Source organism: Methylosinus sp. PW1, assembly GCF_000745215.1.
GTDB lineage: Bacteria > Pseudomonadota > Alphaproteobacteria > Rhizobiales > Beijerinckiaceae > Methylosinus.
Map to the genome: position 1 here is coordinate 682,320 of NZ_JQNK01000008.1, position 26,964 is coordinate 709,283.

Sequence of the window (26,964 nt, forward strand, 5' to 3'; positions counted from 1 at the left end):
CGGTCCGGGCGCGCCGGAAGCGGGCGACAGATGCGCCGCCCGCGCCGGACCTGTCAAGAACGCGCCGACCTCCAGCTAGACCGCCGATGCGGCCGAAATTCGGCCGCGCCCCCGCCAGCTCGATGGAGACGATGTTCTCCGAAGCGATCCTCGTTGCGCGGCTTTTGACGGCCGTTCGCCGATCATGGGACCTTTTCGGCATGGCGAAGCTTTTAATCCGCTGACGCTCAGCACGACGCAGCTCGCTGTCGCCGGCGCGAAGCTGCTCGCGAGCCCGCGCAACTACGGCGGCGTCACCGTCGTCGAAAGCTCGCTCGGCGACAACGCCAACAGCTTCATCCTGCCAGGCTATGCGCTGCTCAACGGCATGATCGCTTATACGACCAAGATCGAAGACTTGACGGTCACAGCGCAGCTCAACTGCAGGAACATCACCGATACGATCTATTATCCGACATCGAGCAACAGGACGACGATCCAGACCGGGACGCCGCGTACCTTCGTGGGCTCGCTGCGCGTGGAATTCTGATCGGCGTGCGTCGCGGGACGGAAGATTTGGCGCTCGCCGCAAAAAATCTTTCGTCTCGACGTTCCTTTTTCGCGTCCTCGCGCGTCCTATGAAACAGGCGAGGCCCTCGAGAATTTTTGCGGCGGGCGGGACGCCCGGCCGAAAAGCGGAGGAAGTCGAGATGCGGATTTTACGAAACCTCGGATTTGCGGCCATGGGGGCCGGCTATTTTTGCGGCGTTTCCGGGCCGGTTCTCGCCGCCTCCAGCGAGACGAAGCCGGTGTCCATCTCCTTCGTGCTGATGGACGACGGCAAGGAGGTCGGCTGCGGCGCGCCGCTCGCCAATCTGGGGACGGGCCATCTGTCCGCCAAGCTCCATGAAGCGCGCCTCTACGTGTATGGCTTCAAGCTGATCGACGCCAAGGGCAAGCGCACGCCGGTGGCGCTGGAGCAGAGCGAATGGCAATATGGCGACGTCGCTCTGCTCGATTTCAAAGATGCGCGCGGCGGCAATAATCCGTGCACGCCGGGCAATCCGGCCAAGAACACGACGATCGTCGGCAAAGCGCCGGCGGGCGCCTATGTGGGCCTCGAATTCTCGGTCGGCGCCCCAGTGGAGACGATCATCGACGGCAAGCCCGTTTCGATCAATCATTCCAATGTCGAGACCGCGCCCGCGCCGCTCGATGTGGTCGGCATGGCGTGGAACTGGCAGGCCGGCCGCCGCTTCGTGACTTTCGAGTTCGATCCGGCGACGCCTGTCGTCAAGGCCGACGGCTCCAAGGCGCGGACGTGGATGGTGCATATCGGCTCCACCGCCTGCAAGGGCAATCCGGCGACCGGCGAGATCGTCGCTTGCGCGCATGAGAACCGCTTCACTGCGGCGCTCGATCGCTTCGATCCCAGGACGCAGCGCGTCGAGCTCGATTTGAGTCGTCTGCTCGAAAGCTCCGACATCGCCGCCGACAAGGGTGGGGCGGTCGGCTGCATGAGCGCGCTCGACGATCCCGAATGTTCTGCCATTTTCGCCGCGCTCGGCCTCAATCTCGGCGACAGCGCGGCGGGCGCCGGCGACGCCGGCAAGCAGACCAAGCCCGGCGTCTCGCCGATTTTCAAGGCCGGCGCGACGACGCCGGCGAAAGTCGTGGGCGCCAAGCAATGAGGCGGGCGGCGCTCTTCGGATTGACGCTCACCGTCGCGACGGCTTGCGCCGCGACGGCAGAGCCGACGGAATGGAAATGGGAGCTTCCCAAATATGTTCCGCCGCCGCGCGTGCCTGCCGACAATCCCATGTCGGAGGAGAAGTTTCAGCTCGGGCGGCGCTTGTTCTTCGACAAGCGCGTTTCCGGCAATGCGACCGTCTCCTGCTCCTCCTGTCATTTGCAGGAGCGCGCCTTCACCGACGGGCGCGTCGTCAGCGTCGGCTCCACGGGCGAGAAGACGCCGCGCAATGCGCCGTCGATCGTCAATTCCGGCTGGCATGCGACGCTCACCTGGGCCAATCCGGCGCTGGTGACGCTCGAGCGCCAGATGGAAAATCCGCTCTATGGCGAGCGGCCGATCGAGATGGGCGTCAATGACGCCAATAAGGCGGAGATCGTCGCGCGCTTCCGTAATGACGTGGACTATAAGAAATGGTTCGCCGCCGCTTTTCCGGAGAAGAAGCCGGCCGAGCAGATCTCCTTCGAGACGATCATCAAGGCGATCTCGGCTTTCCAGCGCGGCGTTGTTTCCTTCGACAGCCGTTATGATCAATATCTGCAAGGCAAGATCAAGCTGACCGAGGCGGAGCAGCGTGGGCATGATCTCTATTTCGGCGAGAAGGCGGAATGTCATCACTGCCATGGCAGCGTCAATCTCGACGATCAATTCGTGCACGCCAAGACGCGCGAGGCGGAGACGCCGTTCCACAACACCGGGCTCTACGACATCAACGGAAAGGGCGCCTATCCAGAGCCCAATCACGGCCTCTACGACATTACGCAAGATCCGGACGATATGGGCAAGTTCCGCGCGCCGGGACTGCGCAACATAGCGGTGACAGGCCCCTATATGCATGACGGAACGGTCGCGACGCTCGAGGAGGTCATCGATATCTATGCGCGCGGCGGGCGGAAGATCGCGAGCGGCCCAAACGCCGGCGACGGCGCGGCCAGTCCGTTGAAGAGCCCGCTGATCGTGAAGGTCGATCTGACGCCGCAGGAGAAGGCCGATCTGCTGGCGTTTCTGAAGGCGTTGACCGACGAGACGCTGCTCACCTCGCCGCGCTTCGCCGATCCGTGGAAGACGCAGGCCGCGGGGAAATAGCCACACAGACGAGCAATATTACCTATTCTGTTGTATGCATTGTGAGCGTATCGCTTCTATACGCATAGAAATTATAGATGGCGTCGTTATGTATTTTGCTTGTCTGAAGTTATTTTTATTATATATTCCTTGTTCATTGGCGTGCGAGGCGGTAGAGCAGGGCGCAAGCTCCGGCGGCGAGGAAGCTCGTCTCGGAGAACGATGAGAGATTGCTCGTCGAGCGCCGCGTCCAACTGCCGGAAGCGTCGTCGCATTCACCGAAACGTCCATAGCGACATTCATGCAAGCAGATTTCGACATGACCAATATTGCTCGAGATATGGATTCTAACGACGTCGACCCGGCGCGCGCCGCCGATGCTCGCGGCCTGATCGATGCGCTTCGACCCTGCTTGCCTCTCATGGCGCATCCGCGAGGACGATCGCTGGCTCTGTCGATCGCGGCCGCGCGGCGTCGCGGCTCGGACCGGCGATGCACGGTGACCAATGTTTTCGACGCCGGCGACGCCTTCGGCCTCATGTGCCAAATCGAGGTCGGCGGCGGCGCCGCTCCCGCGATCTTCGTGGCGCCGATCGCCGAACTCGCATTCGGACGGCATCCGATCGCGCGTGCGGTCGCCGATTATCGACGCCGCCGCGCGCGAGCGCATGTCGCCGCATCCTCGTGATGTTCGTCAGCGGACTTTCGCAACCGCGCATTTCGCGTCATGACGCTCCGCGATCCGGCAGCGCGAGGCCGAATGTCGCGCCGCCGCCCGGCGTCTCGATGACAAAGACGCTGCCGCCTTGCTTTTCCGAGAGCTCCTTGACGATGGAGAGGCCGAGGCCGGCTCCGCGCGTCGTCTCGGTCCTGCGCCAGAAGGGCTCGAAGACCAGTTCCCGCTCGCTCGCCGCGACCCCTTCGCCATGGTCGGCGACCTCCAGGCTGGCGCCGGCGCGCACGCGAAGCTCGATGGTTCCGCCGACGGGTTCCGCGCGCAGGGCGTTATTGATGAGATTGGACAGCATGCATTCGAGCGCTTGCCGATTGGCGCGCACGATCACCGGCGTCGCCGGGGGATCGAAGGCGATCGCCCGCCCATTGTCGACGATCAATGGCAGATAATCGGCGATCATATGGCGGGCGAGCGCGCCGAGATCTATGTCCTCGGCGAGGAGATCTCCACGCTCCGCCCCACGGGCGAGAACCAGCAATTGCTCGACGATGGACTGCATGCGCCGAATGTCGCGGGCGAGATCGCCGAGAAAGCCCGGCTCGCTCGGCGCATCGAGACGCGCGCGCAGAATCGCGATCGGCGTGAGCAGCTCATGCGCGGCGTTGGCCGTGAAGCGCCGCTGCTGCTTGGCGCCGTCCTCGAGCCGCGCCAGAGCGGCGTTGAGCGCGCCGAGAAACGGCGCGATCTCCTTGGGCGCCTTGGAGCCGTCTATGCGCTGATCGACCGATTTGAAATCGATGCCCGCGAGCTGCTCCTTCGCTTTGTAGAGCGGCGTGAGCCCGAAGCGCGTCACCAGCCAGGAGATGAGAATGGCCGACACGACGAAGGGCAGGAAAGGAATGATCTGCGTCCTATCCGCCAGCATGCGCATCACGGCGCCGAGATCGTCCCAATGCAGCGTGTAGCCATAGATCGCCACCCGATAGGGCGGCTTGGCCTCCCGTAAGACGCCGCGCGCGTCGGGGTCGGGATCATTCGGAAGCCGGAAATAATTGCGGATGGCGATGATTCCGCCGCCGCTCGGCAAAACGCGCGCGAGCGCCTCCGATGAGCCGGCGAGCGCGGCGCCGTTGCGGCTGTCGATGATCGCGAAACGGAAATTGGGATTGCGAGCCTGATAGGCGCGCAGCGCTGGCGTCGCCTCTATATGGGCGGAGCCGTCCGCGTCTTTCACCAGCGCCGCGTCGACCACCTCGATGGCCCGAAACTCCGCCCAATAATTGACGGAGTCGGTCACTGCGAGCCCCATATAAGTGGCGAGGATCGCCGTGACCGGCCAGATGAGAAAATAGGTGAGCAGCTCGATCGCGGTGATGCCGATGACGAAGCGCGTGAGCAGCGAGGGGCTTCTCATTTCTTTTTGCGCTCCGTCAGCAGATAGCCGACGTCGCGCGCCGTGTGGATCTCGACGCCCGCGTCGAGATCGAGCAGCCGGCGTCGCAGGCGCGAAACCAGCATGCTGAGCGCGGTTGCTTGCACATCGTCCGCAAAACCGTAGATTTCCGCGAGCAGCCGATCGCGCAGCACGGCGCGCCCGGTGTTGAGCAGCAGAGTGTCCAGCAGAGCGCGCTCGCGCTTATGAAACAGAACCAGCGCGCCATCGACGCTGATGTCGCGCGTATCGGGATGAAAGACGATCTTGCCGATCGCGATCGGCGGCGTCGCCTCGCCGCCCGGCCGCCGCAGGCAGGCGCGCACGCGTGCGATCAGCTCATTGGCGTCGAAGGGCTTGGTCACATAATCATCGGCGCCGGCGTCGAGCCCTTCGATCCGATCCTCGACGGCGTTGCGCGCGGTCAGCATCACGATGCGGATCGATGGCTGCGCGCGACGAATCTCCGGCAATATGGAGATCGCGTCGCCGTCCGGAAGACGACGGTCGAGCAGCACCAGCGAATATTTGTGCTGCCGCAGCGCCTCCATCGTCTCGTCCAGCGAGCCGACGCGATCGGCGACGAAGCCCGATCGCGCGAGCTTCCCCGCGACGAGCTTCGCCATCTCCGGCTCGTCCTCCACCATCAGAACCCGCATCTTCCGGCGCCGCCTCGCGTCAATCGGGAGCAATGATTATCACGGCCAATTGCGGCGGTGGCAAGCGGACGTGAACGTGACTGTTGCGTCGGCGCCACAGTCCACGAAAAGCCATGGAGGCGGCGCTCACGTTACATTCGGGTTAAGTGGCGCCCTTAGAGCGCTGCTCAGAGGGTTGGAGGCTGGCGGGCCTCGCTCCCCTGTCGGACGCTACGACATCCACGCCGTCGAGAGAGCGGCGATAAGGAGGCCACAAATGAATCGTCGTTTTTCCCTGCGATCGGTCAGCGCGCTCGCCCTCGTCGTGGCCGGCCTGCCCGGCGCCGCCGCGCAAGAGGCGCTGCCGCCCATCTCCATCGCTGCGGATGAGCGCCGCCCTGCCGCCGCAAAGACCGCCACGGATGTCGAGCACACCACCGCGGGACCGGTGCGCGGCTATCAGGCGCTGACCGCGCGCATCGCGCGCATGGCCACGCCGCTGAAGGAGCTGCCGCTTTCCGTTGTCGTCGTCCCGCGCAAGCTGATCGACGATCAAAACGCCATCTCGCAGTCCGAGCTCTTCCACAACATCTCCGGCCTCACGCCGCTCGATCCGCGCTTTCCCGGCGGGCTCGGCGTCAAGCTGCGCGGAATGGACGCGGAGCGCTACATCGACGGATTGCCGAATTATGGCTCGCTCGGCGAGCGCGATCTGCTCGTCAATGTCGAGCGGGTCGAGGTTTTGAAGGGTCCCGCCAATATATTGTTCCAAGGCGGGTCGAGCCCGATCGGAGGCGTGGTCAACATCGTGTCGAAGCTCCCCACACCGGATCGGTTCGCGGAAGTGGGCGTGCGCGCCGGCGGCTATCGCTTCGGCAGTCCTTATCTCGACATCAATCAGCCGCTCAATGAATCGAAGACGCTGCTGTTCCGCTTCGCCGGCCAGTTCGAGACATCGCAATCGATTGTCGACACGATCCGCCGCCAGAGCTACACGCTCGATCCGACGCTGACCATCACCAATAACGCGGGAACCTCGCTCACGCTGCAAGGCCATATCGCGCGGCGCGAGCAGCAGGATTATCCCGGCTTGCCGGCGGTCGGCTCTGTCGATCGCTCATTCTATTCCATTCGCCGCACGGCCTTCCTCGCCAACCCTGGCCTTCCCGTCACCTCCACGGAATCGCAGTCGGTGACGGCGCGCTTCGATCACGCCTTCGACGATACATTCTCCACTTTCACCACGGCGCGCTACTCGGTCACGAAAATTCACGAGCCGTCGCAGCTCCTCTTCGGCAATGAGCCGACCACGTACGACTTTGGTCCCTACGGCGTCTATGGCGGCCCATCGCAATTCTATGTGGCGAACGACATTCTCGATCAGAAGCTGACCGAATTCTCGATCAGCTCCAATTTCGTCGCGAAATTCGACTATGGCCCGACCCGCAATCGTCTGCTCGTGGGCGGCGATTTCAATCGCGTCGTCGATCACGGAATCATGGCGGGCAATAATGCGACAGGCGCCGATCCCTTCTTCGGATTCCCGCAGCTGATCGACTTTCGCGCGCCCTATTTTCCGGCCTTTCGGTTGCCGGTCGAAGGAGCGGCGGACACGGTGGTGTTCACGAAGATCGCCAATAGCTATCAGAACGCCGGAGCGAGCGTCCAATTGCAGTCGACGATCTTCGATCGCTTGCATTTCCTCGGCGCTCTGCGCGTCGCCACGGTCGATATCCACTTCACTGAAAATGCGGTCACGCCGCCGACCCACTATGACGCGAGCGCGACGCGCGTGCTGCCGCGCGTCGGCGCGACCTATGATGTGACCGACTGGCTCTCCGTCTATGGGAGCTATTCTGAAGGCTTGCGCGGGGTCAGCTATTTCGCGGGCGCCAATAATGCGCCGCCCAAACCCGAAGGATCGCGACAGCTCGAAGGCGGCGTGAAGCTCGACGGTCCGTTCGGCCTCTCGGGCACGCTGGCTTATTTCGATCTCACGCGCACCAATGTTCCGACAGCCGTGTCCGGCTCCCTCACTCAGAGGCAGACCGGCGAGCAGAACTCGCATGGATTCGAGGCCGACCTCGTCTGGCAGCCGACGCCAAATCTCTCTTTCCTCGGCAGCTACGCCCATATCGACGCCAAGGTCACCAGCGATGAGAACACGCAATATATGAACGCGCGCCTCGTCGGGACGCCCAGCGACTCCGGCCGTTTCTGGGGCCATTACGCCTTCGATGGCGAGCTGCAGGGCTGGTCCTTCGGCGCCGGCTTCTACGCCGCCTCATCCTCGCGCGTCGAGCTCGGCCGCACATGGACGACGCCGGGCTACATCACATTCGACGCCGATCTCGCTTACAAGCACGAGAATTTCATCTTCTCGATCGCCGCCAAAAATCTCGGCGATCGGCGCTATTACATCCAATATCCCTATCTCTCCGGGCGCGTCGCGCCGGGGGAGGGACGCACATTCTTCGCCACCGTTTCCGTCAAAATGTAGGAGGGTCCATTGGACACGCTCGATCGCCGCCGTTTCGGCGAAGCCTTGGCCGCATTCACCGCGCTCGTCGCTGGCGGCGCGCTCGATGCGCGCGCGGCTCAGAAGGTCACGGCCGATCACGATATGTCGAACATGCCGGCCTCGTGGTCCGGCAATGAGAAGATCGGCTTTCTGATCTATCCCGAGTTCACCGCGCTCGACATGATCGGCCCGCATTACATGCTCACCGGGCTGATGGGCGCGACGGCTTTCGTGATCGCAAAGAGCAAGACGCCGGTCGTCAGCGATACGGGATTGACGATTACGCCGGATGCGAGCTTCGTCGATGCGCCGGTCGATCTCGATATTCTCTGCGTGCCCGGCGGCGCCTCCGGCACGCTCGCCGCCATGCAGGACGAGGCGACGTTGCGCTTCATCAAAAGCCGCGGCGCGCGCGCGAAATATGTCACATCGGTCTGCACGGGCTCGCTTCTGCTCGGCGCCGCTGGCTTGCTCGACGGCTATCGCGCGACGTCGCACTGGTCGACGAAGCCGCTGCTGCCGATCTTCGGCGCGACGCCGACGCCCGGCCGTTTCGTGCGTGATCGCAATCGCATCACCGCGGAGGGCGTGACGGCGGGCCTCGATTTCGCCCTGGCTCTGGTCGGCGAATTGCGCGACCGCACTTACGCCGAGGGCGTGCAGCTCATCGCGCAATATGCGCCGGAGCCGCCTTTCGACGCCGGCCAGCCGGAGCGGGCTCCGGCGGCGGTCAAAGCGATGATGGAGCAAATGCTCGCCGGCTTCCGGCTCTCCGCCGACAAGGTCGGCCGAGACGCTTTCGCGAAATCGAAGCTGCTCTGAGGTCGAGGCCCGACGCGCCGCGCATGGATTTCGTCATCACCGTCTGCGACGACATATGCGAGCAGCCCTGCTGCGGCCCCTGGCCGCGCAACGCGCTGCTGGCGCATTGGGGCGTCGCCGACCCGGCGATAGTGAGGGGCGACGAAGCGTAGAGGCGCGCCGCCTTCATGGAAGCCTATCGCCGCCTCGGCGCGCGGCTGACCGCCTTCGTCAATCTGCCGTTCGAAACGCTGGACCGGGCGGCGCCGAAGAGCCGTCTCGCCGATATTGCGACAATGGACGGGGCGACGGAGCTGGCGGTGAATAACGCCGCATGACGAGCCGCGGTAGCAGGTTTCCCGAGCCTCGAATTCGTCGCACCCATTCCGCGGCCGCTCGGCCTTGACACCCACCATAGTTCAAATATATTCGAATTATGGAAAAGATATCCGCCATCACGGCCCTCGTCGCGCTCGCGCACGAATCCAGCCTCGATATCTTCCGGCTACTGATGCAGGCCGGCCCCGAGGGGCTGCCTGCGGGAAAAATCAGCGAGCGGCTGGGGCTTCCTTCGACCACGCTGTCTTTCCACCTCAATCAGCTCAAGCACGCCGACCTCGTGACCTTCCGCCGAGACGGCCGCTCCTTGATCTATTCGGCCGCCTATCCCGTCATGAACGCGCTGCTCGCCTATCTGACGGAGAATTGCTGCAAGGGCGACGCCGCCGCTTGCTGCGTCACCGAAGCCGATACGACCTGCCAGACCGAGAGGGTTCCATGAAGCGCCTGCATCTGCATGTGTCCGTCGAGGACCTGCCGCGATCCATCCATTTCTACAGCACGCTGTTCGGCTCCGCGCCGACAGTCGAGAAGCCCGATTACGCCAAATGGATGCTCGACGATCCGCGCGTGAATTTCGCCATTTCCGCGCGAGGTGGGTCGAGCCTCGGATTGGAGCATCTCGGCATTCAGGTCGAAACCACGGATGAGCTGCAAGACGTTTATGGCCGCCTGAAGCAGGCCGGCGGACGCGTCTATGAAGAGGGCGCGACCACCTGTTGCTATGCGAAATCGGAAAAATCCTGGATCGCCGATCCGCAAGGGCTGATGTGGGAAACCTTCCTCACGACGGGAGAAAGCCCCGTTTATGGCGGCGATCCGGCGCTGGACGCGCTGAAGGGCGAGGCTGGCTGTTGATTTCCACTGAGAGCTGACCCAGGCAGCACGAGTTTTTCCACCGAGAACTGACCCATGTTCGAACCTTTCCCCCTCGACCGTCGTGGGGGACCTTGGAGTGATCGACATGGAGTTATTGAGCGTCATCCGACGCTGGCGATATCGGCAGGAGTTTTCGATCCGGGAGATTGCGCGACGCACGGGGCTGTCGCGCAATACGGTGCGCAAATACCTGCGCTCGGACAGCGTGGAGCCGGGGTTCGCCACGCCCGATCGACCGAGCCGGCTCGATCCGTTCGCCGACAAGCTGGCGCACATGCTGCGTCAGGAGGCCGCAAAATCGCGCAAGCAGAAGCGGACGGTCAAGCAGTTGCACGCGGATCTGGTCGCCCTCGGCTACGACGGCTCCTACAATCGCGTGGCGGCGTTCGCGCGCGAGTGGAAGGCGGCGCGGCATCGGGAGCAGCAGACCTGCGGGCGCGGCGCGTTCGTGCCGCTGACGTTTCTGCCCGGCGAGGCGTTCCAGTTCGACTGGTCGGAGGATTGGGCGATCATCGCGGGCGAGCGGACGAAGTTGCAGGTCGCCCAGTTCAAGCTCTCCTACAGCCGTGCGTTCTTCCTTCGCGCCTACCCGCAGCAGACGCATGAGATGCTCTTCGACGCCCACAACCACGCCTTCCGCGTGCTGGGCGGCGTGCCCCGGCGAGGCGTCTACGACAACATGCGCACCGCGATCGACAAGATCGGGCGTGGCAAAGAACGCCAGGTCAACGCCCGCTTCGCCGCGATGGTCAGCCACTTCCTGTTCGAGGCCGCATTCTGCAATCCGGCCTCCGGCTGGGAAAAGGGGCAAATCGAGAAGAACGTTCAGGATGCTCGTCATCGCCTCTGGCAGCCAATCCCGAGCTTTCCGTCGCTGGCGGCGCTCAACGACTGGCTGGAGGCGCGATGCCGCGAGCTGTGGGCCGAGATTCCGCACAGCGCGCAGCCGGGGACGATCGCGGAGGCTTGGCGCGAGGAGGTTCCGCAACTGATGCAGCCTCCGCGGCCATTCGACGGCTTCGTCGAACACACCAAGCGGGTCACGCCGACGTGCCTGATCCATCTGGACCGCAATCGCTACAGCGTGCCGGCTTCATTCGCCAATCGCCCCGTCAGCGTGCGGGTCTACCCTGAGCGCGTCGTCGTCGCCGCCGAGGGGCAGATCGTGTGCGAGCACGCCCGCGTCTTCGCCCGGTCGCATGACGACAAGAGCGTGACGGTCTACGACTGGCGGCATTATCTCTCCGTCATCCAGCGCAAGCCGGGCGCGCTGCGCAATGGCGCGCCCTTCGCGGAACTGCCGGTCGCCTTACGGACGCTGCAACAGCGCATGCTCGAGAAGCCGGGAGGCGACCGTGAGATGGTCGAGATTTTGGCTCTGGTCCTACAGCACGACGAGCAGGCCGTGCTGACCGCCGTCCAATTGGCGCTGGAGGCCGGCGCGCCGACCAAGACGCACATCTTGAACCTGTTGCATCGCTTGGTGGACGGCAAGCCGGTCGACGCGCCGCCCGTGAAACCGCCCAACGCGCTGACGCTCACCACCGAGCCGCAGGCCAATGTCGAGCGTTACGACGCGCTGCGCAAGGGTCGGGAGGCGCGCCATGCGTCATAATCCCGCCGCCGGCGCCATCGTCATCATGCTGCGCAGTCTCAAAATGCACGGCATGGCGCAAGCCGTCAGCGAGCTGACCGAGCAAGGCTCCCCGGCCTTCGAGGCCGCGCTGCCGATCCTGTCGCAACTCTTGAAGGCGGAAACCGCCGACCGGGAGGTGAGATCGATCGCCTACCAGCTCAAGTCCGCGCGGTTCCCGAACTATCGCGATCTCGCCGGCTTCGACTTCGCCAGCAGTGAGGTCAACGAGGCGCTCGCGCGCCAGCTTCATCGCTGCGAGTTCCTCGAGGATGCGCATAACGCCGTCCTGGTCGGGGGACCTGGCACGGGCAAGACGCATCTGGCGACAGCGATCGGCGTCCAGGCGATCGAGCATCACAGAAAGCGTGTGCGGTTCTTCTCCACCGTCGAGCTCGTAAACGCGCTCGAAGCCGAAAAGCACCAAGGCAAGTCGGGCCAAGTCGCGGCGCGGCTCGTTCATTCCGATCTCGTCATCCTCGATGAGCTCGGCTACCTGCCGTTCAGCGGCTCCGGCGGGGCGTTGCTGTTCCATCTGCTGAGCAAGCTCTACGAGCGAACCAGCGTCATCATCACGACGAATCTGAGCTTCGGCGAATGGGCCGCCGTCTTCGGGGACGCCAAGATGACGACGGCTCTGCTCGATCGCCTCACTCACCGCTGCCATATCCTCGAAACTGGAAACGACAGCTTCCGGTTCAAGGACAGCTCGGCGAAGGCGGACAAACCTGCAAAGGAAAAGACCAAAACTTGACGACCGACTGAGCCGCAAGCCATCTTCAACCCGGGTCACTTCTCAATGGAAATCCCGGGTCAAATCTCGACGGAAATCTACAGCCAGTGGAGTGAATCATGATTCTTGTTTTGTTCGCAATGGCGGCGTATCTCGGGGGAGGGGAAAGCGAGGCTGGTGGCGCGGGTCGAATTTCCGTGAGGCGCCGCCCGGGAGGGGCGTTGATTCGAACCCGCGTCCGCAACGAACCGAGGGCCAAAAGGTCAATCGTCCTGGAGCTTTCGGCGTGTAAGGTTTAAACAAGACTTCCCTAATAGTTATCTCCATCGTCGAGTGCTGCTGCCAGCAGTTTTGCGCGCTCTCCAAGTCCATTTTGCTGTTCAAGAGCGAAAAGTCTTCGTTTAGCCGTATCAAAATCCATAAATGGAGAAATGTTGCCTTTTTTTAGAACTTTGAACCTGCCTAGATCGCTGCTGTCAATGATAGTCATCATGTGTTCAAGTGTCTCGATAAAACCCTCATCAGATATAATATTGCTTTCGAGGAGCCGACGTGGCCCTATTTCATCACCCCCTTGGCGCCAAGCGAAAAGCAGGCTTATTGGGTGAGGCGAGGCAAACACGTCCAAGATAGACATCATCCGATAGCGATTTAGCATTATTTTGGTTATCAAATCCAGTTCTTCATTCGTAAATAGCCACTCCCCGTCAGGACGCCGCTGTCTCTCGTCTATTCGACCTTGAGAAAACGTCTCGCGCCGAAGCAATGATGTTAGCCAACCGATCGCCAGTCCTTCTCTAAACATCGCTTCAATCACAGTACCACGATGATCAGGCTCAAGGCGGAGGAGAAGAAATGGAATCGGCTGCTGTGCCCGATCCCATATCGACCCGACCCAAAACAGATCGAAAGGGTTGCTTCGATACATCGTATCCATAATCTGTGATAGTGCTATTAGCATATTTTCGCATTGCTGAGATGATAATATTTTATATGCGCTACCACTTATACGGTCTAGCAAAAGGTCAGCCTTGGTTAGGGAGCCAGCTGCATGTTTGTTGTGAAGTCTTAGCAGCTCATCTCCTGCTTTTTCAGCGCTGTGTTCAGCAGCTGACCACATTGATGTAACGTCGTCTAGGGCAAGCGCATGTGACGGCCCAATCAGAGCAAAGTAAAGCTTGTAGTGATCTGGGCTTGCTAGCCGCCTCTTTTGTATATTATCGTCACGCTCACGGGTACTTATTTTCTGGAAAATTTTGAACGAGTTCCCATCGTCGGAATAGTCCGCTTCAACGCCCGGAAGAGCCTCAGCAAAATTGTGTCGATATATCAGGTCGTCAAAATGACCGGGTGGCACCATATTGTGTAGAGCTTCGAGTTTCTGCTTCTTCTCTGCTTCCTCTACGCGGGCTATGCCCAATGAGAGCACGGCGGCAGTTGAGCAATAATCCTCGATCCAGCGATAGAGGTTTGGATTTCCATCTTTGATAAATTGAAGCCACACGAAGTCAGCGAGATCGGCTTTTACCTCACGAAGCGCCGGCCAAAAAAATCGGATCGAATCGAGAGTTCGTACGACCGAGCGAGGTGTTTGCAACTGTCGGCCACCCTCGTAGTCTATTACAGTCTTTAGCCTTGAGAGTTCATCTTCATCACTTGCTGAAACGATCAGGTGTAATTCGTCAGAGAACCATTGGCGCAGTTGCAATTGCTCCGGCTTCGGAACCATCGCGGTCAGCTGAACAATCTTTTGCAGGTATGATTGACCATTCTTTACGCCGACTGCTTTCTCGATGCTGTGCGCAAGAATTTCGCCATCATAGCAGAGCAAATAGATTATATTAGGGAGGTCGATAACGGAGCGAACAAGCCGCAATATCTCAATAACCTCTGCGGGCTCAAGCCGATCTACGTCGTCTATGGTAATGATGAACCGCTGGCCGAGTTCGCGAAGCGATTTACCTAGCTTGTCTTTGAGGTCAGAGAGCGGAGGTGGGGCCTGCTTCCCACTCGCTAATTCTCCTGCTGCCTTGACGCCCTTACCAGCCAATTCGACCGACGCCAATCCCAAGGCATTGCCAGCGACTTCGATCGCGGCTCCCGCCTTACTCAAAACGCCCACAAAACTTCGAAGCGCTTCCGCGGCTTTTTTGGCCTTTGTAACCGATATAGGTTGCACGTCGCCCGCGCTTAGGGCGACTTGATCAAGCTTGTTAGCGAGTTCGCCGAACAGGCTCGTGATTAACGCATCCCGATTGCCTATCAACCAAGGCCGGAAATTTATTACTGTCGGCTGCCGGTCCTCTGGAAGCTTTCTAAATTCGTCTTCAATCAGGAATAAAAGACTCGACTTCCCCGAGCCCCAGGCTCCTTCGATCCCAATAACAAGACCGTCTTCGGATGCATGGTCCACAAGTGAAATAGCGAGCCGCTTAGCAACCTCACGAAATCCAAGCCTATCCTCGTCGCCTGAGCTAAGAGCCCGGTCTCCTATGATCGAATGATTTTGGTCTGCTTCCATTTTTATTTTACCACGTTGCTAAAGACGTTTTGAGGTGAAGTCAAGTTCTACGGCTAGTCCAGGGGGTGCTGCAATTGACTTGGTTGCGGTAGATCCGAGTGCTTGCTTTTTTCAGGCGATCAGAGGTCAGATTGATATTACATTACTTACTTAATCTTGGCTATTATGGTCTCGCGGCGCTCCCCAAAAACGTATGGCCCGCCCCGTCTGCAAGCAGTTTTATCGAGAGCGCCTTCTGATGGGTCTGCGTCAACGTATCCGGCCTCGGGGCGAGCCCCCGGCCAAGATGGAGATACGCGCGTTCCGGTCCTCATAAAAGTCTCGGCGTCGAACGCCGTTTTTTGAACCAGGTTTCCAGAACGCCGTTCGACTATCAGTCAGGCCATCTTTCGATCCACCACCCGCAAACATCGTCGGACGATCAGCAGCACATGCGCCGAACGACCAGTCTCACGCCGCCAGGATCGCCTCCTTGTCGGCAAATGTTTCTCCACGCCGCAGCACCGCCCAGGAGATCCGCGCCAGCTTGTTGGCAAAGGCGACGACCGCGACATTCTGATGCACGCGGGCGAGCAGCGTCGTCAGCCACCGCCCGAGCGACGTGTCGCGTTTGGCGACATGGGGGAGCGCCGCCCGCGCGCCATGGATGAGTTGCCTGCGCAAATATCGGTTGCCCCGCTTGCTGATCCCGAGCAGTTTCGGCTTGCCCCCCGTCGTCGCCTGACGGGGGACCAGGCCGAGCCAGGCCGCAAGATCGCGACCATGCTCGAACGTCTCGGCCTTTCCGATCGCCGCCAACAAGGCCGAAGCGATCAGGGCGCCGACGCCCGGTATTGTCGCCAGTCGCCGGGCGTCCTCGTTCTCTTTGGCGAAAGCCGTGAACTCCGCGTCGAAGGCGGCGATGCGCTTGTCCAGCTCGCGCCATTGCGTGCGAGCGTCGTCGACGAGCCTGTACATCCGGTCGCTCAAAGTGTGTCGGCCCCCTTCGTCCAGCATGACGGCGAGATAATCCGCGAGATGACGTTTACCCTTGGGAACGACGATTCCGCGCTCCAGAAGGATCGCCCGCAGTTGGTTGATCAGCGCCGTCCGTTCGCCGACCAGTCGGTCGCGAGACCGATGCAACGTCTGGATGTCGAGCTGATCCTGCGTTTTCAGTTCCACAAAGCGCATGGTCGGCCGCGTCGCCGCCTCGGCGATCCCTTCAGCGTCGCGATCGTCGTTCTTCTGCGCTTTCACATAGGGGCGAACATATTCGGGCGACATCAGCCGAACCTCGTGGCCATGAGCCGCGAAGACCCGCCCCAGATGATGAGCGCCGCAGCACGCTTCCATCGCGACGACACAGGCCGGCAGCTTCGCTGCCAAGCCGATCAGCGTCTCCCGCGTCGCCCGCCGCCGCATGACCACCGTCCCGGCCGCGTCGAAGCCAACGAGACTGCAAATATTCTTGCCGATGTCGATCCCGAGCACGGAAACCTTCGTCTTCATGACCAATCCCTCCGTTCTATCGCCGGCGAGCCTACTACGCCGGAAGGAGGGGCGGGCCATTCCATAAAAGTAGAGGCGCAGGGTCAGCTCTGGATCCCGAACGATCTCATTCTCCCTTCGTTTTTCTCGCCCGCCTGCGTCCCGGACCCGCGCCATCCGTCCCCCTCCGCTTCCGCGAGAATGGCGGCCGCAGCTTGTCCTGCACCCATGGCAGCAGGCGGATCGGGTGAGGCTGTAGATGCGCCGTCACGATCGGAATCTTCATGATGCTCGGCAGCATGTTGGCGAGCGCGATCGCATCGCAGTAGATTTCCTCGGTCGGGGTGGCGCCCGAATGCCCCATGATGTCGCTCCGAATCTCGCTATGAATCCCCTTCTGCTTCAATGAATTGCCGAAAGATTTGCGCATCGAATGGATGACCTTCTTGCGCTCCTTGGCGTCGGGAATGGCTTGGTGCAGCCCGTCGATCAGCTCGTCATAGAGCCGATCGCCCAGAGGTGACGAGGATGTCGGCGATTTGAGATCGGGGAAGACCATCTCATAGCCGAGTGCTCTCACGGCCGCGACATAATCGAGAAAGCCGAGGCGGATGAGCTCCGGGTGCAGAACGACCGAGCGTTCGGAATACAGATTTTTGATGCGCCGAATTTCGCTCGTTCTGATCTTTATATAGTGGAGGCGTTGTAACTTGCCGTCGATCACCGTGTCGACGTAGGCCACGTCACGGACGGAGAGGCCGCAGATCTCCTCGCGCCGCGCTCCGGTGTAGTGGAGCATGAGCGTCGCGAAATACAGCGCGCGGTGGAAGACGTGCGGGCCGGGGATCAATATCTCGTCGTCTTTCCAACCGGCGCAGCCGATAAAGAAGGCGAGGCGGAAGATGGCGCCGGCGTCGGCTTCGGTCAGGAGTCCACGCTTCGTGCGCCCGCGTTCCGTGGACTTGCGACGCATCAGCGTCATGTCGATGTCCCGGTCGAGCTTGTGGCCGCGGCTTCGAATATGGGCGAGGACCTGGCCCAGAAATGAAAAATGCCGATTGACCGTTCCGGCGACCAAGCCGCGCTCCGATGGCGGCTTGGCCGCGCCGATCGCGCGAAGCTGATCGAGCGTCCGGTGATTGTCTCGCGGGCTGCGGCCGTAGCTCTTGGCGACAGCGCCGAAGAGGTCGTCGAGATCGCCCAGGTGCTTCTGGTGGATGTCTTCGAACTCGACGACGCCCTGCTCGAGGAGGAGCCTCGCGAAAAGCCGCGAAATCTGAGGCGCCTGACGCTGGGATTTCGTGTCCCAGGCCTTGGCGTCCGCATTCTTCTGGATGACCCCCTCGGCGAGCACGACGAATGGATGCTCGTCGAGCGTCAACGGCTTCGTTCTCGCCGCCTTGGCGGGACTCGGCGTGGGCGCGGGGTCGGCAGGCGGCGGCGCATGTTCGTTTCGGGCGCCTTCGGCCGTCGCGGCCGCTTCTCGAGGGACCACAATCGGGGATGAGGCGAGGGGCGCAACGACGAGCCTCGTCTCGGCGTGATCGACCGAGTCGCGGGGCGCCTTGGCGTGATCCTTCAGAATGTCGGCGATGGTCTTCTCGATCTCGACGCGCACGCCGTCATGCCGGCGCTCCGACTGAAAATTCGCCTCGGCGAAGGCCCGGTAGACCGTCTCCTGCGCGAGCGCGAGATTCATCGGATTGGGCTCGCCGCCGACCTCCTCGACGAGCGTCGCGAGCCGCTCCTGCTTTTCGGCGGCGACGTTTTGGCGCTGCATGAGATCGAGCATGAAGGCGATCTCGGCGATCTCGTCCGGCCCCATCCCCTGCGCCGCCATTTGCGCGGCGGAGCGCTCGTCGACGGCGGCGGCGCGTCCGCGCGTCTCGAGCAGGCGATAGACGTGCCCCATCACGCGCTCGCTGCGGCGGCTCTTCTCGGGATCGAAATCGTTCTCCGTGCGTTCGCGCGCCGCCACGGCCTCGAGCTTGTCGAGGTGCTGCGTGAAGACGATGCGGAACACCTTCTGAATTTGCTGCTGCGAGAGGCGACTGGTCATGGCGGCCGGAAAAAAACAACGATCGGCGAGCGCGGAAATCTGGCCGGCGAGGTAGCGCGCTCTCCCGGGGTTGCTGGTGCGCAGGCCGAGAATCAGCGTCGCAGAATTTCTCGATTCCGCAAGCGCCGATGGCAGTCGCCGCCGCCAATAATAGAACGCTCCGCGACGCACGACATGGGGTATGGCGGGCACGAAAATCTCCGTGGTGTACCAGCCATGTGTCACACGGATGTGGAAACGCGCCCCAGCTGAGGCGGTTTTCTAGCGATTCCAATTATTTGCGGAATTCTGGCTGGGGCGGGAGGATACTGCCCCCGGGCGCCAGAATGCGCAAGTCATTGGCGTCGCATCACGTCCGGCGATGTTGGCCGAGTGGTGTCACGCGCATTTGTAGCACGCTGGCGCCGCGACGCAATTTTTGATCCGCCGCGGCTATCTTTGAGACAGAGTGCGATCGGTCGGCTCGGTCCCCAAATGGTCGCGGCGGCGAATGGCGCGCATGGCTGGCTCGGATTGAGCCGGCGAGCCTCGTCGCAGATCATCGTGCGGCAGGAGTTGGCGCGGCGGGGTTGATGAGGCCGGCGTCGCGCAGACGGTGCCAAAACCCCACCGGAGTGATCTCATCCATGGCGGCGCGATCTTCTGCAATTCGGCTCGGACGGCTCGCGCCGGGTATCACCGCCGCGACCGCCGGATGAGCGAGCGAGAATTGCAGCCCGGCCGCCTTCATGCCGACGCCGTGCTCGTCGGCGATCGCCTTGATCCGCGCCACCTTGTCGAGAACGGCAGGCGTCGCCGGCGCATATTTGAAATTGGGACCACCGACCAGCGCGTCCGAGCTGTAGGAGCCGCCGACGATGATGCGCAGACCGCGTTCCGCCGCCACCGGCGTCACACACTGAAGCGCCTTTTGGTGATGGAGATCACATTTTCGGAACGCTGTTTCAATTTCGACCCGTCTGATTGACCTATAAAGGGCATCCGTTGCCCGAGATGATGTTTTCCTCATCCGCACACTCGTGGCGTCAGGAGGGCCATTTGCGGGCGTTTTAGACGCATGCTTGTTTTTTGACGTATTTCGGATGCTTGAGCGCTGCCGGATGGGCTCACGTTTCGGGCAATAATATGGAGCCATCCGACTCTTCAACGGGTGGAGGCATCTCGTCTCGGAGGAATAGACGTTCGATCGCCGACCGCACAGCGTTTTGCACGTCATCCGATTTCTCGCCGTGTAACATTTGCCGTAGCTCGGCGACATCCGTTTCTGAATCGCCTGCCGGCCAGAGGGCCGATTCCGCTAACTTTCGCTTTCGCTGCATGAGGCTTTGCAGGAGGCAGTCGAACGTATTCTCGCGGTAGCCGGGGTGTATCGCCATCGGCAGATGAATAGATATTGGACGTGTTTGTCCGAGGCGATGTACGCGGTCGTTACATTGCTCTTCGACCGCCGGATTCCACCATCGGGATAGATGGATCACGTGCGTGGCCGCTGTGAGCGTGAGGCCGACGCCGGCGGCTTTTGGGCCGAGAACGAGAATATCGAATCCCTGATCTTGCTCCAGATGCCTTTGGAAACGATTCACGATCGCCTGTCGCTGACGGATAGGCGTATCGCCATTGATTAGGTCGATCCTGTCCAGGCCGAACTCGGCGCGGGCCAGTTCGATGAACCGATATTGCATCTCACGATGCTCGATGAAGACGAGGACGCGCTCTCCCTTCCGAGCGATGGCGGCAAGGATGTCGAATGTGGCGGCTAGCCGCGCGGAAGCGCTGACAAAATCGCTGGCGGAAGCCTGCACGTGCAAGCCAGGATGCACGGACACGGAGCGTATGTGATGCAGAGCTTTCAGCGCCGCGCCCAAGCCTCCTTGAGCGAGTTTCAACCTCGCGTCGTCATAGGCGATAACTTGGTCTTCTGGCATAAGACGGGGATGGAGGCGTCGTGTCTTTTTGGGTAGATCGCTAGCGACCAAGTTTTTGATGCGACGAATGGCGAGCGCCGGATGTTCGCCTGCCGACTTGAAAACGCGCGCGTGCAACTCGTTCATATTTTCGCCGTCAGGCGTTCCATAGCGACCGCGGAACTCCGCGAGAGTCCCGAGCGCTCCCGACGAGAGCTGTTCCATGACGGCCCACAGGTCGACGGCGCTATTTTCGATCGGCGTGCCCGTAAGGCCGATACGAAAGTCCGCCTTCATGAAAAGCGCCGCCTGCGCGCGAAGACTCGTCGGGTTCTTCAGCGTTTGAATCTCGTCGAAGACGAGCGCGCTGAAGCGAATACGACCCAGTGAATGCTGGTAATTGGTCAGCGTCGTATACGTCGTGAGCAACCAGAATCGGTGGGCGCGGCCTTCCTCGATTGCCTCTGTCAGGAATCCGAGATCGAGCTTCGTTTCGCCGCTGTCGATGTCGCGGCCGGCTTTTCCGGCAATTTTTCGGCTGGAGATTGCGCTTCCATAGAGACGAATGAGATGCCCGAGACCTGGTTCCTCGACGTGACGAGCGACCTCTTGTTCCCAGTTCTCCAGCAACGACGTCGGCGCAATGATGAGCACGGGGCCGCGCTGCTCTGCGCCTTGCTGCGCCATGTGCGATTTCAGCCAGACGAGAAAGGCGATTGTCTGAAGCGTCTTGCCGAGCCCCTGTTCGTCGGCGTTGAGAATGCCAGGGAGGCCCGCGCGCCACGCATCGACTTGCCACTCGAAGCTCTCGATTTGATGCTGCTTCAGAGGCGTGCGAATGGAGGTCGGCGGGCTGGCGGGAATGAGCGGGTGTCGGGGATCCAGCTTCGAGAACCATTCGAGTTGCTCGAAGTTTTTCTTTCCGTCGAGGACATATGGCCCTTTGTCCTGGAGTGGCTTGTCGTCGGTCTGGTCTTGCGTCTGTCTTTTTCTGTCGAGATGCGCATCAATTGTCGTGAGCGTTTCCGGACGAGCCGGCAGCGGGACATCGTCGAGGAAAACGGCCTCCTGACCACGCTCTATTGCGGCACGGACTTCGTCACGCAAACCCTCCAATCGTTCCGTCGGAAGATCGTCCAGCGCCTCCGCCACCCGACGCGCAAATTCTTCAGGCATCCATGTCGTTTCGCTGTTTTTGAAGCCATCGATGGTCGGCTTCTGAAACAGCGCAATTCCTGTGACGCGTTCCGAAAACTCGCGCGTCTCGACGAAGAGGGGACCGGCGGCGGCTTCGATGGCTTCTTCTTCCGCTTCGGGGCTCAGATTGTCGAGCTTGCCGTCGCGCCGCAGCGCCGCCTCGACGGCTTCCGTGATGCGAGGGCGTGGATTTCTGATAAACGCTTCGCGTTCGGCTTTCGGAGCGCGCTGCATTTCGGCCATCACATCGAGGGCAGGCAAAGCTGATCGGTCTATAACGAGGAAACTGCCCGGTCGTAAACGATAGGCCGGCAGTCCGCCGCGCTCTCGAACTCGCCGTTGAAAGACGCCGAGATCCGGCCCGTCAAGCTCGCTGTCGCTCTCGGAGACGACGGCATCGTCTCCGGCGTCGTTGATGCGCCTGCTCGAAAAAGGCAGCACGTCGAAGTCATCGCCAACGCCGTTCGAAGCGATCGAGAGACGATCGGCCATGCGCACCTGGAGGCCGGAGAGAAAATCGGTCATCGAAACTTTGGCCGCGTGACTCGCATCTCCAACGCGCACGCCGGGATCGAGCGCTTGGCGAAATCTCGCCAAGGCGCCCCAATGATCGACATCACCGCCGCCAGGCGGGAAGGATTCGGCGACATCGAGCGCGTCGAGAAGCCACAACGGCAAACGCCGCGGACCGTCGGATGTCTCGAGGATAGAACCTATTCGCCGGGGCGCCTGCCGCTGACCGTGCCTGAACCACTCCGCTTTGAGCCGGAAGTTTGGCGTGCCGACAAGACCTTCGGCATCTGTCTTCAGGGTGAGGTCGACGATCTGCGGCAGGCCGAGGATATGCGCCGCCTCGCCGGATAGCCCCGCCGCGAGGCGGTGAGAGAGGCGGATGTGATCGGCGCTGATGTTCAGCTCGTCCGGAGTGTCGCCTGCAAGCGCCCTGAGGTCGGCGACAGCAATGAGAAGCTCGCGGTCGGCCGGGGGCAGTCGTGTGAGGTCGCGCTTTTTCTCGTGCGATAATAGGCGGCTCAGCAGACCCTCGCGAGGCCGCTTCAGGGTGAGGTGAACGCCTGTCTTGTCGAATTGAAAATCGAACATGTCAACCTCTAAATTCGTTCTAAGACCCAGCCTTGCCAGTTTCCACGATGAGACTTCGCCGAGTTGCTTTTGCGCAGGATCAGGTCACAATCATATTCCAGCTGGTAGAGTTTCGGCGCGCCTTTGTTACTTTCTTCGAAAACATGAACTTTGTAGTCGTGCGAACCTTCGACGATGATCTTTTTGCCGATTTTCAAAATCAACAAAGATGTCTCCGCGCGATTTCCGCCTGCGGTCTGCCGTCCGAAGGCCAGAGCGCCTCGGGAGCCCTTGGAACGCAGCCGTTTGGTCGCAAGTTCGACGCCGCTGCCGCTGAACGCCACCCAGGCTGCATCTACCCGCTTCTGCTCGTGAAGACCGAGCCAGAATTTGCGGCGAGGCTCCCACATGTGACTTACCTCGACCGCCGAAACCACATCCAGGAAAAATCGAATGTTTTCGCCCGTGAGCCAACGCATGAGAATATCGAGGTGGGCCTTGGGCGCACCCGCCCAGGCGCCGCCGCCGTCAACCCGAGGGTCGCCGTAAAGACCGAGCAGGCTTTCGGTGATGAATGCGAGATCGTTCGGCGGCGGATCTTGTTTCAACCATGGCTCGATGACGGCCGTGATTGCTTCTGCGGCGCCGGACATTCTCGCCTGCTGTCCGGCCGGCTTCAACCAGGCGAATAGCCGCTCCAATCCCGTCCTGCCTTTCAGCGCAGGCCGCATCTTTTCGACAAAGGCGAGATGCGCATGGTCCATCACGCCCGGCGCATGCGGGCTGCGCAGACCGATTTCCTTCAGTTCGTTCCAACAAACCTCCATGCCCATCATTTTCGTGGCGATGGCCGCAGGCGCTCGGGCAGGATCGAGAGTTTCAGGGATGTTTTCGACGAGCTGCTTTCCCGCGGAGCCGACGCGCGGGAGAGCGCGTGTCATCGCTTTTGCCAGGCGCTTCGTGTGGTCGGCTCCTGGCTGATAGGAACCGAGATAAACCGACAGCATGGAATCGAGAAATGTGTGCTTCGTCGACGCCTCGATTTCGGCGTAATAAAATTCGCGAAGCTCCAACAGTTCGGAGCGATTTCGTCGCTCGGGGTCGAAGAGCGCCACCGCCGCGGAGGTGACGAATGACATGGGCGTGTCATCCCATTGATCGGCGTTCCAACGACGAAGCATTTCCTGAACAAGACGTTCTCGGTCTTTCTCATGCGGCGTGGCGACGACGTCGGGCCATCGGTCGACAATGTGATTCTTGCTGCTCGCCAGTAAATTGAGATCAGGCAGAGCCAGAATATTGAGATCCGGCGGCGCTGCGAATTTCATCTGGCCCCTCCCGCGGCGACGCCTTTCCGCAAATCGTCCTGCACTTTCCGAATCTCATCGATAGAGCGTGGGGAATACATGATGATGCGCAGATCGATGCGACGGTTCATGGCCTTGCCCTCCGTCGTGCGGTTGTCGGCCACAGGACGCATCTTGCCATATCCCGCGACAGAAAGGACCGGCTGCTGACGATTGTTGCGGTGCTCGACCAGGGTCGGTTCGCGTTTCAACATCGCGAAGAAGGTCTCGTTGGCGCGGCTGGTGGACAGTGTGAGGTTGTTATTGTCCTGCCCGTCCGAATCGGTGTGCCCTTCGATCTGGACAGCCTCGATCGCCGCGCCGGCGGCGTTGCAGCCGTTGTTCCAGGAAGAGAGACGGCCGAGCGTGTAACAGGGCAGCACCTCGCCGAGGCGCGCCGCAATCGTTTCGACGATGCGGCGCTTGTCGGGTCGCAATTCGCTCGAGCCTGTCGGAAAGAGACCGTCACCCTTGAAACGAAGGGCGTCCATTTCTTCGCTGATCACGACTTGCAAGTCCGGAAAGTCGGTCCGCAGCTTTGATTGTAAGTCTTGCAGGATACGCCGTCGCTCCGCCGCCACCGCTCCGAGATAGGTCTCTATCGGATTGTTCTTGAGCCGTTCCACTTGCTCCTTTAGGCTTTTCACTTCGTCTCGGAGCGCGTTGCGCTCGTTGACGACGCGATCATGGTCCTTGCGCGAGACGCTGTCCGGCTTGAGTTGGGAAGCAAAAAACGCAAGAAGAATCATGACAATGAAAAGGAAGCTTACCGTCATGTCCGTCATGGACACGAAGGCGGATTCTTCTTCGTCCTCATGCTGGCGCCGTCGAACGGCTCTCACAGCGGCCTCCTGCCGCTTTGCGGCCTGAATTGTTCCGCCTGCTCGACAATAGCCCGCAAAGTATCGAGCGCCGGGCTCAATTCATTCTGCATCTTCCGGACGTGGCCGAACAGGCTTTCGACCGCCATGGCCACCCGACTCGTATATTCCTCGAAAGCCTTGTCGAGCTTTGCGTCCATGTCGTCGAGGCGGCCTGTCTGGGCGTCGAGGCGATCTCCCTGGTCTTTCATGCGGTTCAGCATATCGCGCAGACCAGCCAGGGCCGCTTCGATCGCTCTGGTCTCGCCTCCAAGAACCTCCTTTGCCGCGGCCAAGGTTTCAGCCGCGTGGCGGGCGGTTTCCTCGGACGAGCGGACGACTGTGCTGGCCGCGTGAGACGTGCTGTCCTGCAATTGTGCGATCGCGGTCTCGATACGTTCGTTCGCCGATCGGATCGGCGTAACGGCGGCGGTCAAATCTTGCGACGCCGTCCTGAAGCTGCTGGCGGCTTGTTCGCCCGCCTGTGCCCCGGCGCGGACGCCGTCGGAAAAGCGGCGCATTTCGGCTGCTCCTTCCGAGAGCGTGCCCACGAGCGCGCCGAGCTGCCCGGTGACCTGCTCGAGCGGAGCGAATAGGTCCTGCGCGGCTTTTTGAGCGAATTGTTCGGTCTTATCGGAAATTTCCCTCGTCGTTCGGTCGACGGCGTCGACGACTGTGTCGCCGGCGGATTTGATGGCTTTGGCGGCGGCGTCCCCCTCGACGACGATCTGCTGCTGAGCGGCTTCTCGTCCATGCGCCGCGGCGGCTTCGATTTCAGCGCGAAAGCGTTGCGCCGCCTCGCGCATGTCGGCGGCGGCCTCGCTCAGCACGCGAGATCCCTCGCCGGTGTTGTCGCGGATGCCTTCAAGCGTCCGATTCATGACCGAAAGCAATTGCTCCGCGCCCTGGGTGAAAGCGCCGGAAGTTGTCTGGGCCGTGGCGTCCATCGAAACGCGCAGATCGTCGAGAGTTTGTGTCAAGCGTACCACGGCGGCGTCGATCTCTGTGCCGACTCGTCCCGAACTCTGATCCATTCTGTCCGATAGGGCCGCGATCCGATCGCCCGCAATGACGAGACTGTCGCTCGCTTTGGCCAATGCGCGCCCGACATCGTCGGAGAAGCGGGCCGATAGACCTTTCACCATCTCGTCCATACCATCGGCGCTCGCCTGACCCATTTGTTGCATGAGCGGCTCAATAGCCGAACCAATCGAGGCCGCGATGACCGCGGGAAGTTCCTCACGAAGCGGGCGGCCCAGTTCGGCGACCAGCTCGAGGCCAATCGTCCGGAAATGATCGCGCTGCTCTCTTGTGGCGGCCAATTGCTCGACGGCGAGATCCTCGAGGCTTATGAATTTCAGTCGCTCTTCGATCGAGGCGCAAAGGTTGTGCAACGCCTGCTCGACGACAGAAATACCTCGCCGCAAAACGATCGTGAATATAATAGAACAGAAAAGACCCGCAAGAGACATGATGAATTTGGCGGACGCGATCGTCAGAAGCTCTTTGAGAGACTTCTGAATATTTTCACCGCCGTTTAAATCCATAGAACTCAGGGCTGCAATGAGGCCGAGAAATGTCAGAAGGAGCCCTATACTGACAAAAAGCCCAGGCGCTGTCCGCCAACCTCCCGCCCCGAAGTGCAATTCTTCTGCATTGAAAAAGACAGACGGGCGCACTGAATTTCTCAGAACGTTGACCCCGTCCTCCTTGTGGATGACTAGCGTTTCCCGATATTCGCGCCAGGCGATGGCAATATGGCGACGAGCCTCGCTTTTTGCTTCCGTCTGGATTCTATGATCGACATCGGCGATCATTTGGCCGAAGGCTGCTTCATCGTCCGCTTGTTGGATGAGTCCGTTCAGCCAAAGTACTGCGTTGCGACGAGATGTCGCTTTTCGCCAGTAGACGATGGCCGCTATGACCAGCCCCACGACAAGGAACAGGGTCGCTATGCCCGGCGCCGCTTCGAATTTCAGGAGAGACGCAAAATTGAGAACCAGGTCTCGAACCGAAGTCCCGAGGCGCGCCACAATATCAATCATCCGGTGAGCGTGCGCGGACAAAATGAGGGCATGAAC

At 61.1% G+C, this 26,964-nt stretch carries 21 protein-coding genes and 1 pseudogene; 12 read left to right on the plus strand and 10 right to left on the minus strand.

What is annotated here, in order from left to right; translation table 11 throughout:
- Nucleotides 1-184 precede the first annotated feature (184 nt).
- The 4 genes from K369_RS08925 (at nt 185) to K369_RS08940 (ending at nt 3,482) form a co-directional block, all read left to right on the plus strand.
- Nucleotides 185-529, plus strand: coding sequence for a TonB-dependent receptor (locus K369_RS08925; RefSeq protein ID WP_036289996.1), 345 nt, complete (start codon nt 185-187; stop codon nt 527-529).
- 193 nt (nt 530-722) lie between these two features.
- Nucleotides 723-1,670, plus strand: coding sequence for an MbnP family copper-binding protein (locus K369_RS08930; protein ID WP_198033087.1), 948 nt, complete (start codon nt 723-725; stop codon nt 1,668-1,670).
- Nucleotides 1,667-2,815, plus strand: a complete 1,149-nt coding sequence (locus K369_RS08935) for a methanobactin export MATE transporter MbnM (protein WP_036289997.1) — start codon at nt 1,667-1,669, stop codon at nt 2,813-2,815. The genes K369_RS08930 and K369_RS08935 overlap by 4 nt, the downstream gene beginning before the upstream one ends.
- A 319-nt stretch (nt 2,816-3,134) precedes the next feature.
- Nucleotides 3,135-3,482 carry a hypothetical protein gene (locus tag K369_RS08940; RefSeq protein ID WP_051949162.1) on the plus strand — a complete coding sequence of 116 codons (348 nt, stop codon included), beginning with the start codon at nt 3,135-3,137 and terminating at the stop codon, nt 3,480-3,482.
- Between the two features lie 37 nt (nt 3,483-3,519).
- On the opposite strand, the gene K369_RS08945 is transcribed toward K369_RS08940, so the two are convergent.
- Nucleotides 3,520-4,884 carry a cell wall metabolism sensor histidine kinase WalK gene (locus K369_RS08945; RefSeq protein ID WP_036289998.1) on the minus strand — a complete coding sequence of 455 codons (1,365 nt, stop codon included), beginning with the start codon at nt 4,882-4,884 and terminating at the stop codon, nt 3,520-3,522.
- The gene (locus K369_RS08950) at nt 4,881-5,561 is read right to left on the minus strand and encodes a response regulator transcription factor (protein ID WP_036289999.1); all 681 of its coding nucleotides are present in this window, start codon (nt 5,559-5,561) and stop codon (nt 4,881-4,883) included. Before K369_RS08950 ends, K369_RS08945 begins: the two co-directional genes overlap by 4 nt.
- Before the next feature lie 256 nt (nt 5,562-5,817).
- On the opposite strand from K369_RS08950, the gene K369_RS08955 reads away from it, so the two are divergent.
- From K369_RS08955 to istB, 8 genes are all read left to right on the plus strand, one after another.
- Nucleotides 5,818-8,040, plus strand: coding sequence for a TonB-dependent siderophore receptor (locus K369_RS08955; protein WP_036290002.1), 2,223 nt, complete (start codon nt 5,818-5,820; stop codon nt 8,038-8,040).
- Nucleotides 8,041-8,049: 9 nt separating this feature from the next.
- Nucleotides 8,050-8,883, plus strand: a complete 834-nt coding sequence (locus K369_RS08960; protein WP_036290004.1) for a DJ-1/PfpI family protein — start codon at nt 8,050-8,052, stop codon at nt 8,881-8,883.
- 23 nt (nt 8,884-8,906) lie between these two features.
- Nucleotides 8,907-9,035 (plus strand): hypothetical protein, encoded by a 129-nt coding sequence (locus tag K369_RS27945; RefSeq protein WP_256380981.1) that lies wholly within the window; start codon nt 8,907-8,909, stop codon nt 9,033-9,035.
- A gap of 15 nt (nt 9,036-9,050) precedes the next feature.
- Entirely contained in the window at nt 9,051-9,200 is a 150-nt protein-coding gene (locus K369_RS26395; protein ID WP_156967811.1) for a hypothetical protein, read from the plus strand.
- A gap of 98 nt (nt 9,201-9,298) precedes the next feature.
- A complete protein-coding gene (locus tag K369_RS08970) occupies nt 9,299-9,643 on the plus strand; it encodes a helix-turn-helix transcriptional regulator (protein ID WP_036290006.1) in 345 nt (114 codons plus the stop codon).
- Nucleotides 9,640-10,059 (plus strand): ArsI/CadI family heavy metal resistance metalloenzyme, encoded by a 420-nt coding sequence (locus tag K369_RS08975; protein WP_036290486.1) that lies wholly within the window; start codon nt 9,640-9,642, stop codon nt 10,057-10,059. Before K369_RS08970 ends, K369_RS08975 begins: the two co-directional genes overlap by 4 nt.
- A 106-nt stretch (nt 10,060-10,165) precedes the next feature.
- Complete coding sequence (istA, locus tag K369_RS08980; RefSeq protein ID WP_156967678.1) at nt 10,166-11,695, plus strand: IS21 family transposase; 1,530 nt, start codon at nt 10,166-10,168, stop codon at nt 11,693-11,695.
- Nucleotides 11,685-12,467 (plus strand): IS21-like element helper ATPase IstB, encoded by a 783-nt coding sequence (gene istB, locus K369_RS08985; RefSeq protein ID WP_036286363.1) that lies wholly within the window; start codon nt 11,685-11,687, stop codon nt 12,465-12,467. Before istA ends, istB begins: the two co-directional genes overlap by 11 nt.
- A 289-nt stretch (nt 12,468-12,756) precedes the next feature.
- Here the strand turns inward: istB and K369_RS25510 are convergent, their stop codons facing one another.
- The 8 genes and pseudogenes from K369_RS25510 to K369_RS09025 form a co-directional block, all read right to left on the minus strand.
- The gene (locus tag K369_RS25510; protein WP_084570589.1) at nt 12,757-14,967 is read right to left on the minus strand and encodes a P-loop NTPase fold protein; all 2,211 of its coding nucleotides are present in this window, start codon (nt 14,965-14,967) and stop codon (nt 12,757-12,759) included.
- Between the two features lie 450 nt (nt 14,968-15,417).
- Nucleotides 15,418-16,458 carry an IS110 family transposase gene (locus K369_RS08995; protein WP_036286117.1) on the minus strand — a complete coding sequence of 347 codons (1,041 nt, stop codon included), beginning with the start codon at nt 16,456-16,458 and terminating at the stop codon, nt 15,418-15,420.
- Nucleotides 16,459-16,564: 106 nt separating this feature from the next.
- Complete coding sequence (locus K369_RS09000) at nt 16,565-18,688, minus strand: DUF6538 domain-containing protein (RefSeq protein WP_156967812.1); 2,124 nt, start codon at nt 18,686-18,688, stop codon at nt 16,565-16,567.
- 346 nt (nt 18,689-19,034) lie between these two features.
- A pseudogene (locus K369_RS09005) lies at nt 19,035-19,418 on the minus strand (aldo/keto reductase); the annotation flags it as partial.
- A gap of 184 nt (nt 19,419-19,602) precedes the next feature.
- Nucleotides 19,603-22,698 (minus strand): DEAD/DEAH box helicase, encoded by a 3,096-nt coding sequence (locus K369_RS09010; RefSeq protein ID WP_036290012.1) that lies wholly within the window; start codon nt 22,696-22,698, stop codon nt 19,603-19,605.
- A gap of 8 nt (nt 22,699-22,706) precedes the next feature.
- The gene (locus K369_RS09015; RefSeq protein ID WP_036290014.1) at nt 22,707-24,005 is read right to left on the minus strand and encodes an EH signature domain-containing protein; all 1,299 of its coding nucleotides are present in this window, start codon (nt 24,003-24,005) and stop codon (nt 22,707-22,709) included.
- A complete protein-coding gene (locus K369_RS09020) occupies nt 24,002-24,865 on the minus strand; it encodes an OmpA family protein (protein WP_036290016.1) in 864 nt (287 codons plus the stop codon). The genes K369_RS09015 and K369_RS09020 overlap by 4 nt, the downstream gene beginning before the upstream one ends.
- Nucleotides 24,862-26,928, minus strand: coding sequence for a hypothetical protein (locus K369_RS09025; RefSeq protein ID WP_051949163.1), 2,067 nt, complete (start codon nt 26,926-26,928; stop codon nt 24,862-24,864). The genes K369_RS09020 and K369_RS09025 overlap by 4 nt, the downstream gene beginning before the upstream one ends.
- Between the last annotated feature and the right edge of the window lie 36 nt (nt 26,929-26,964).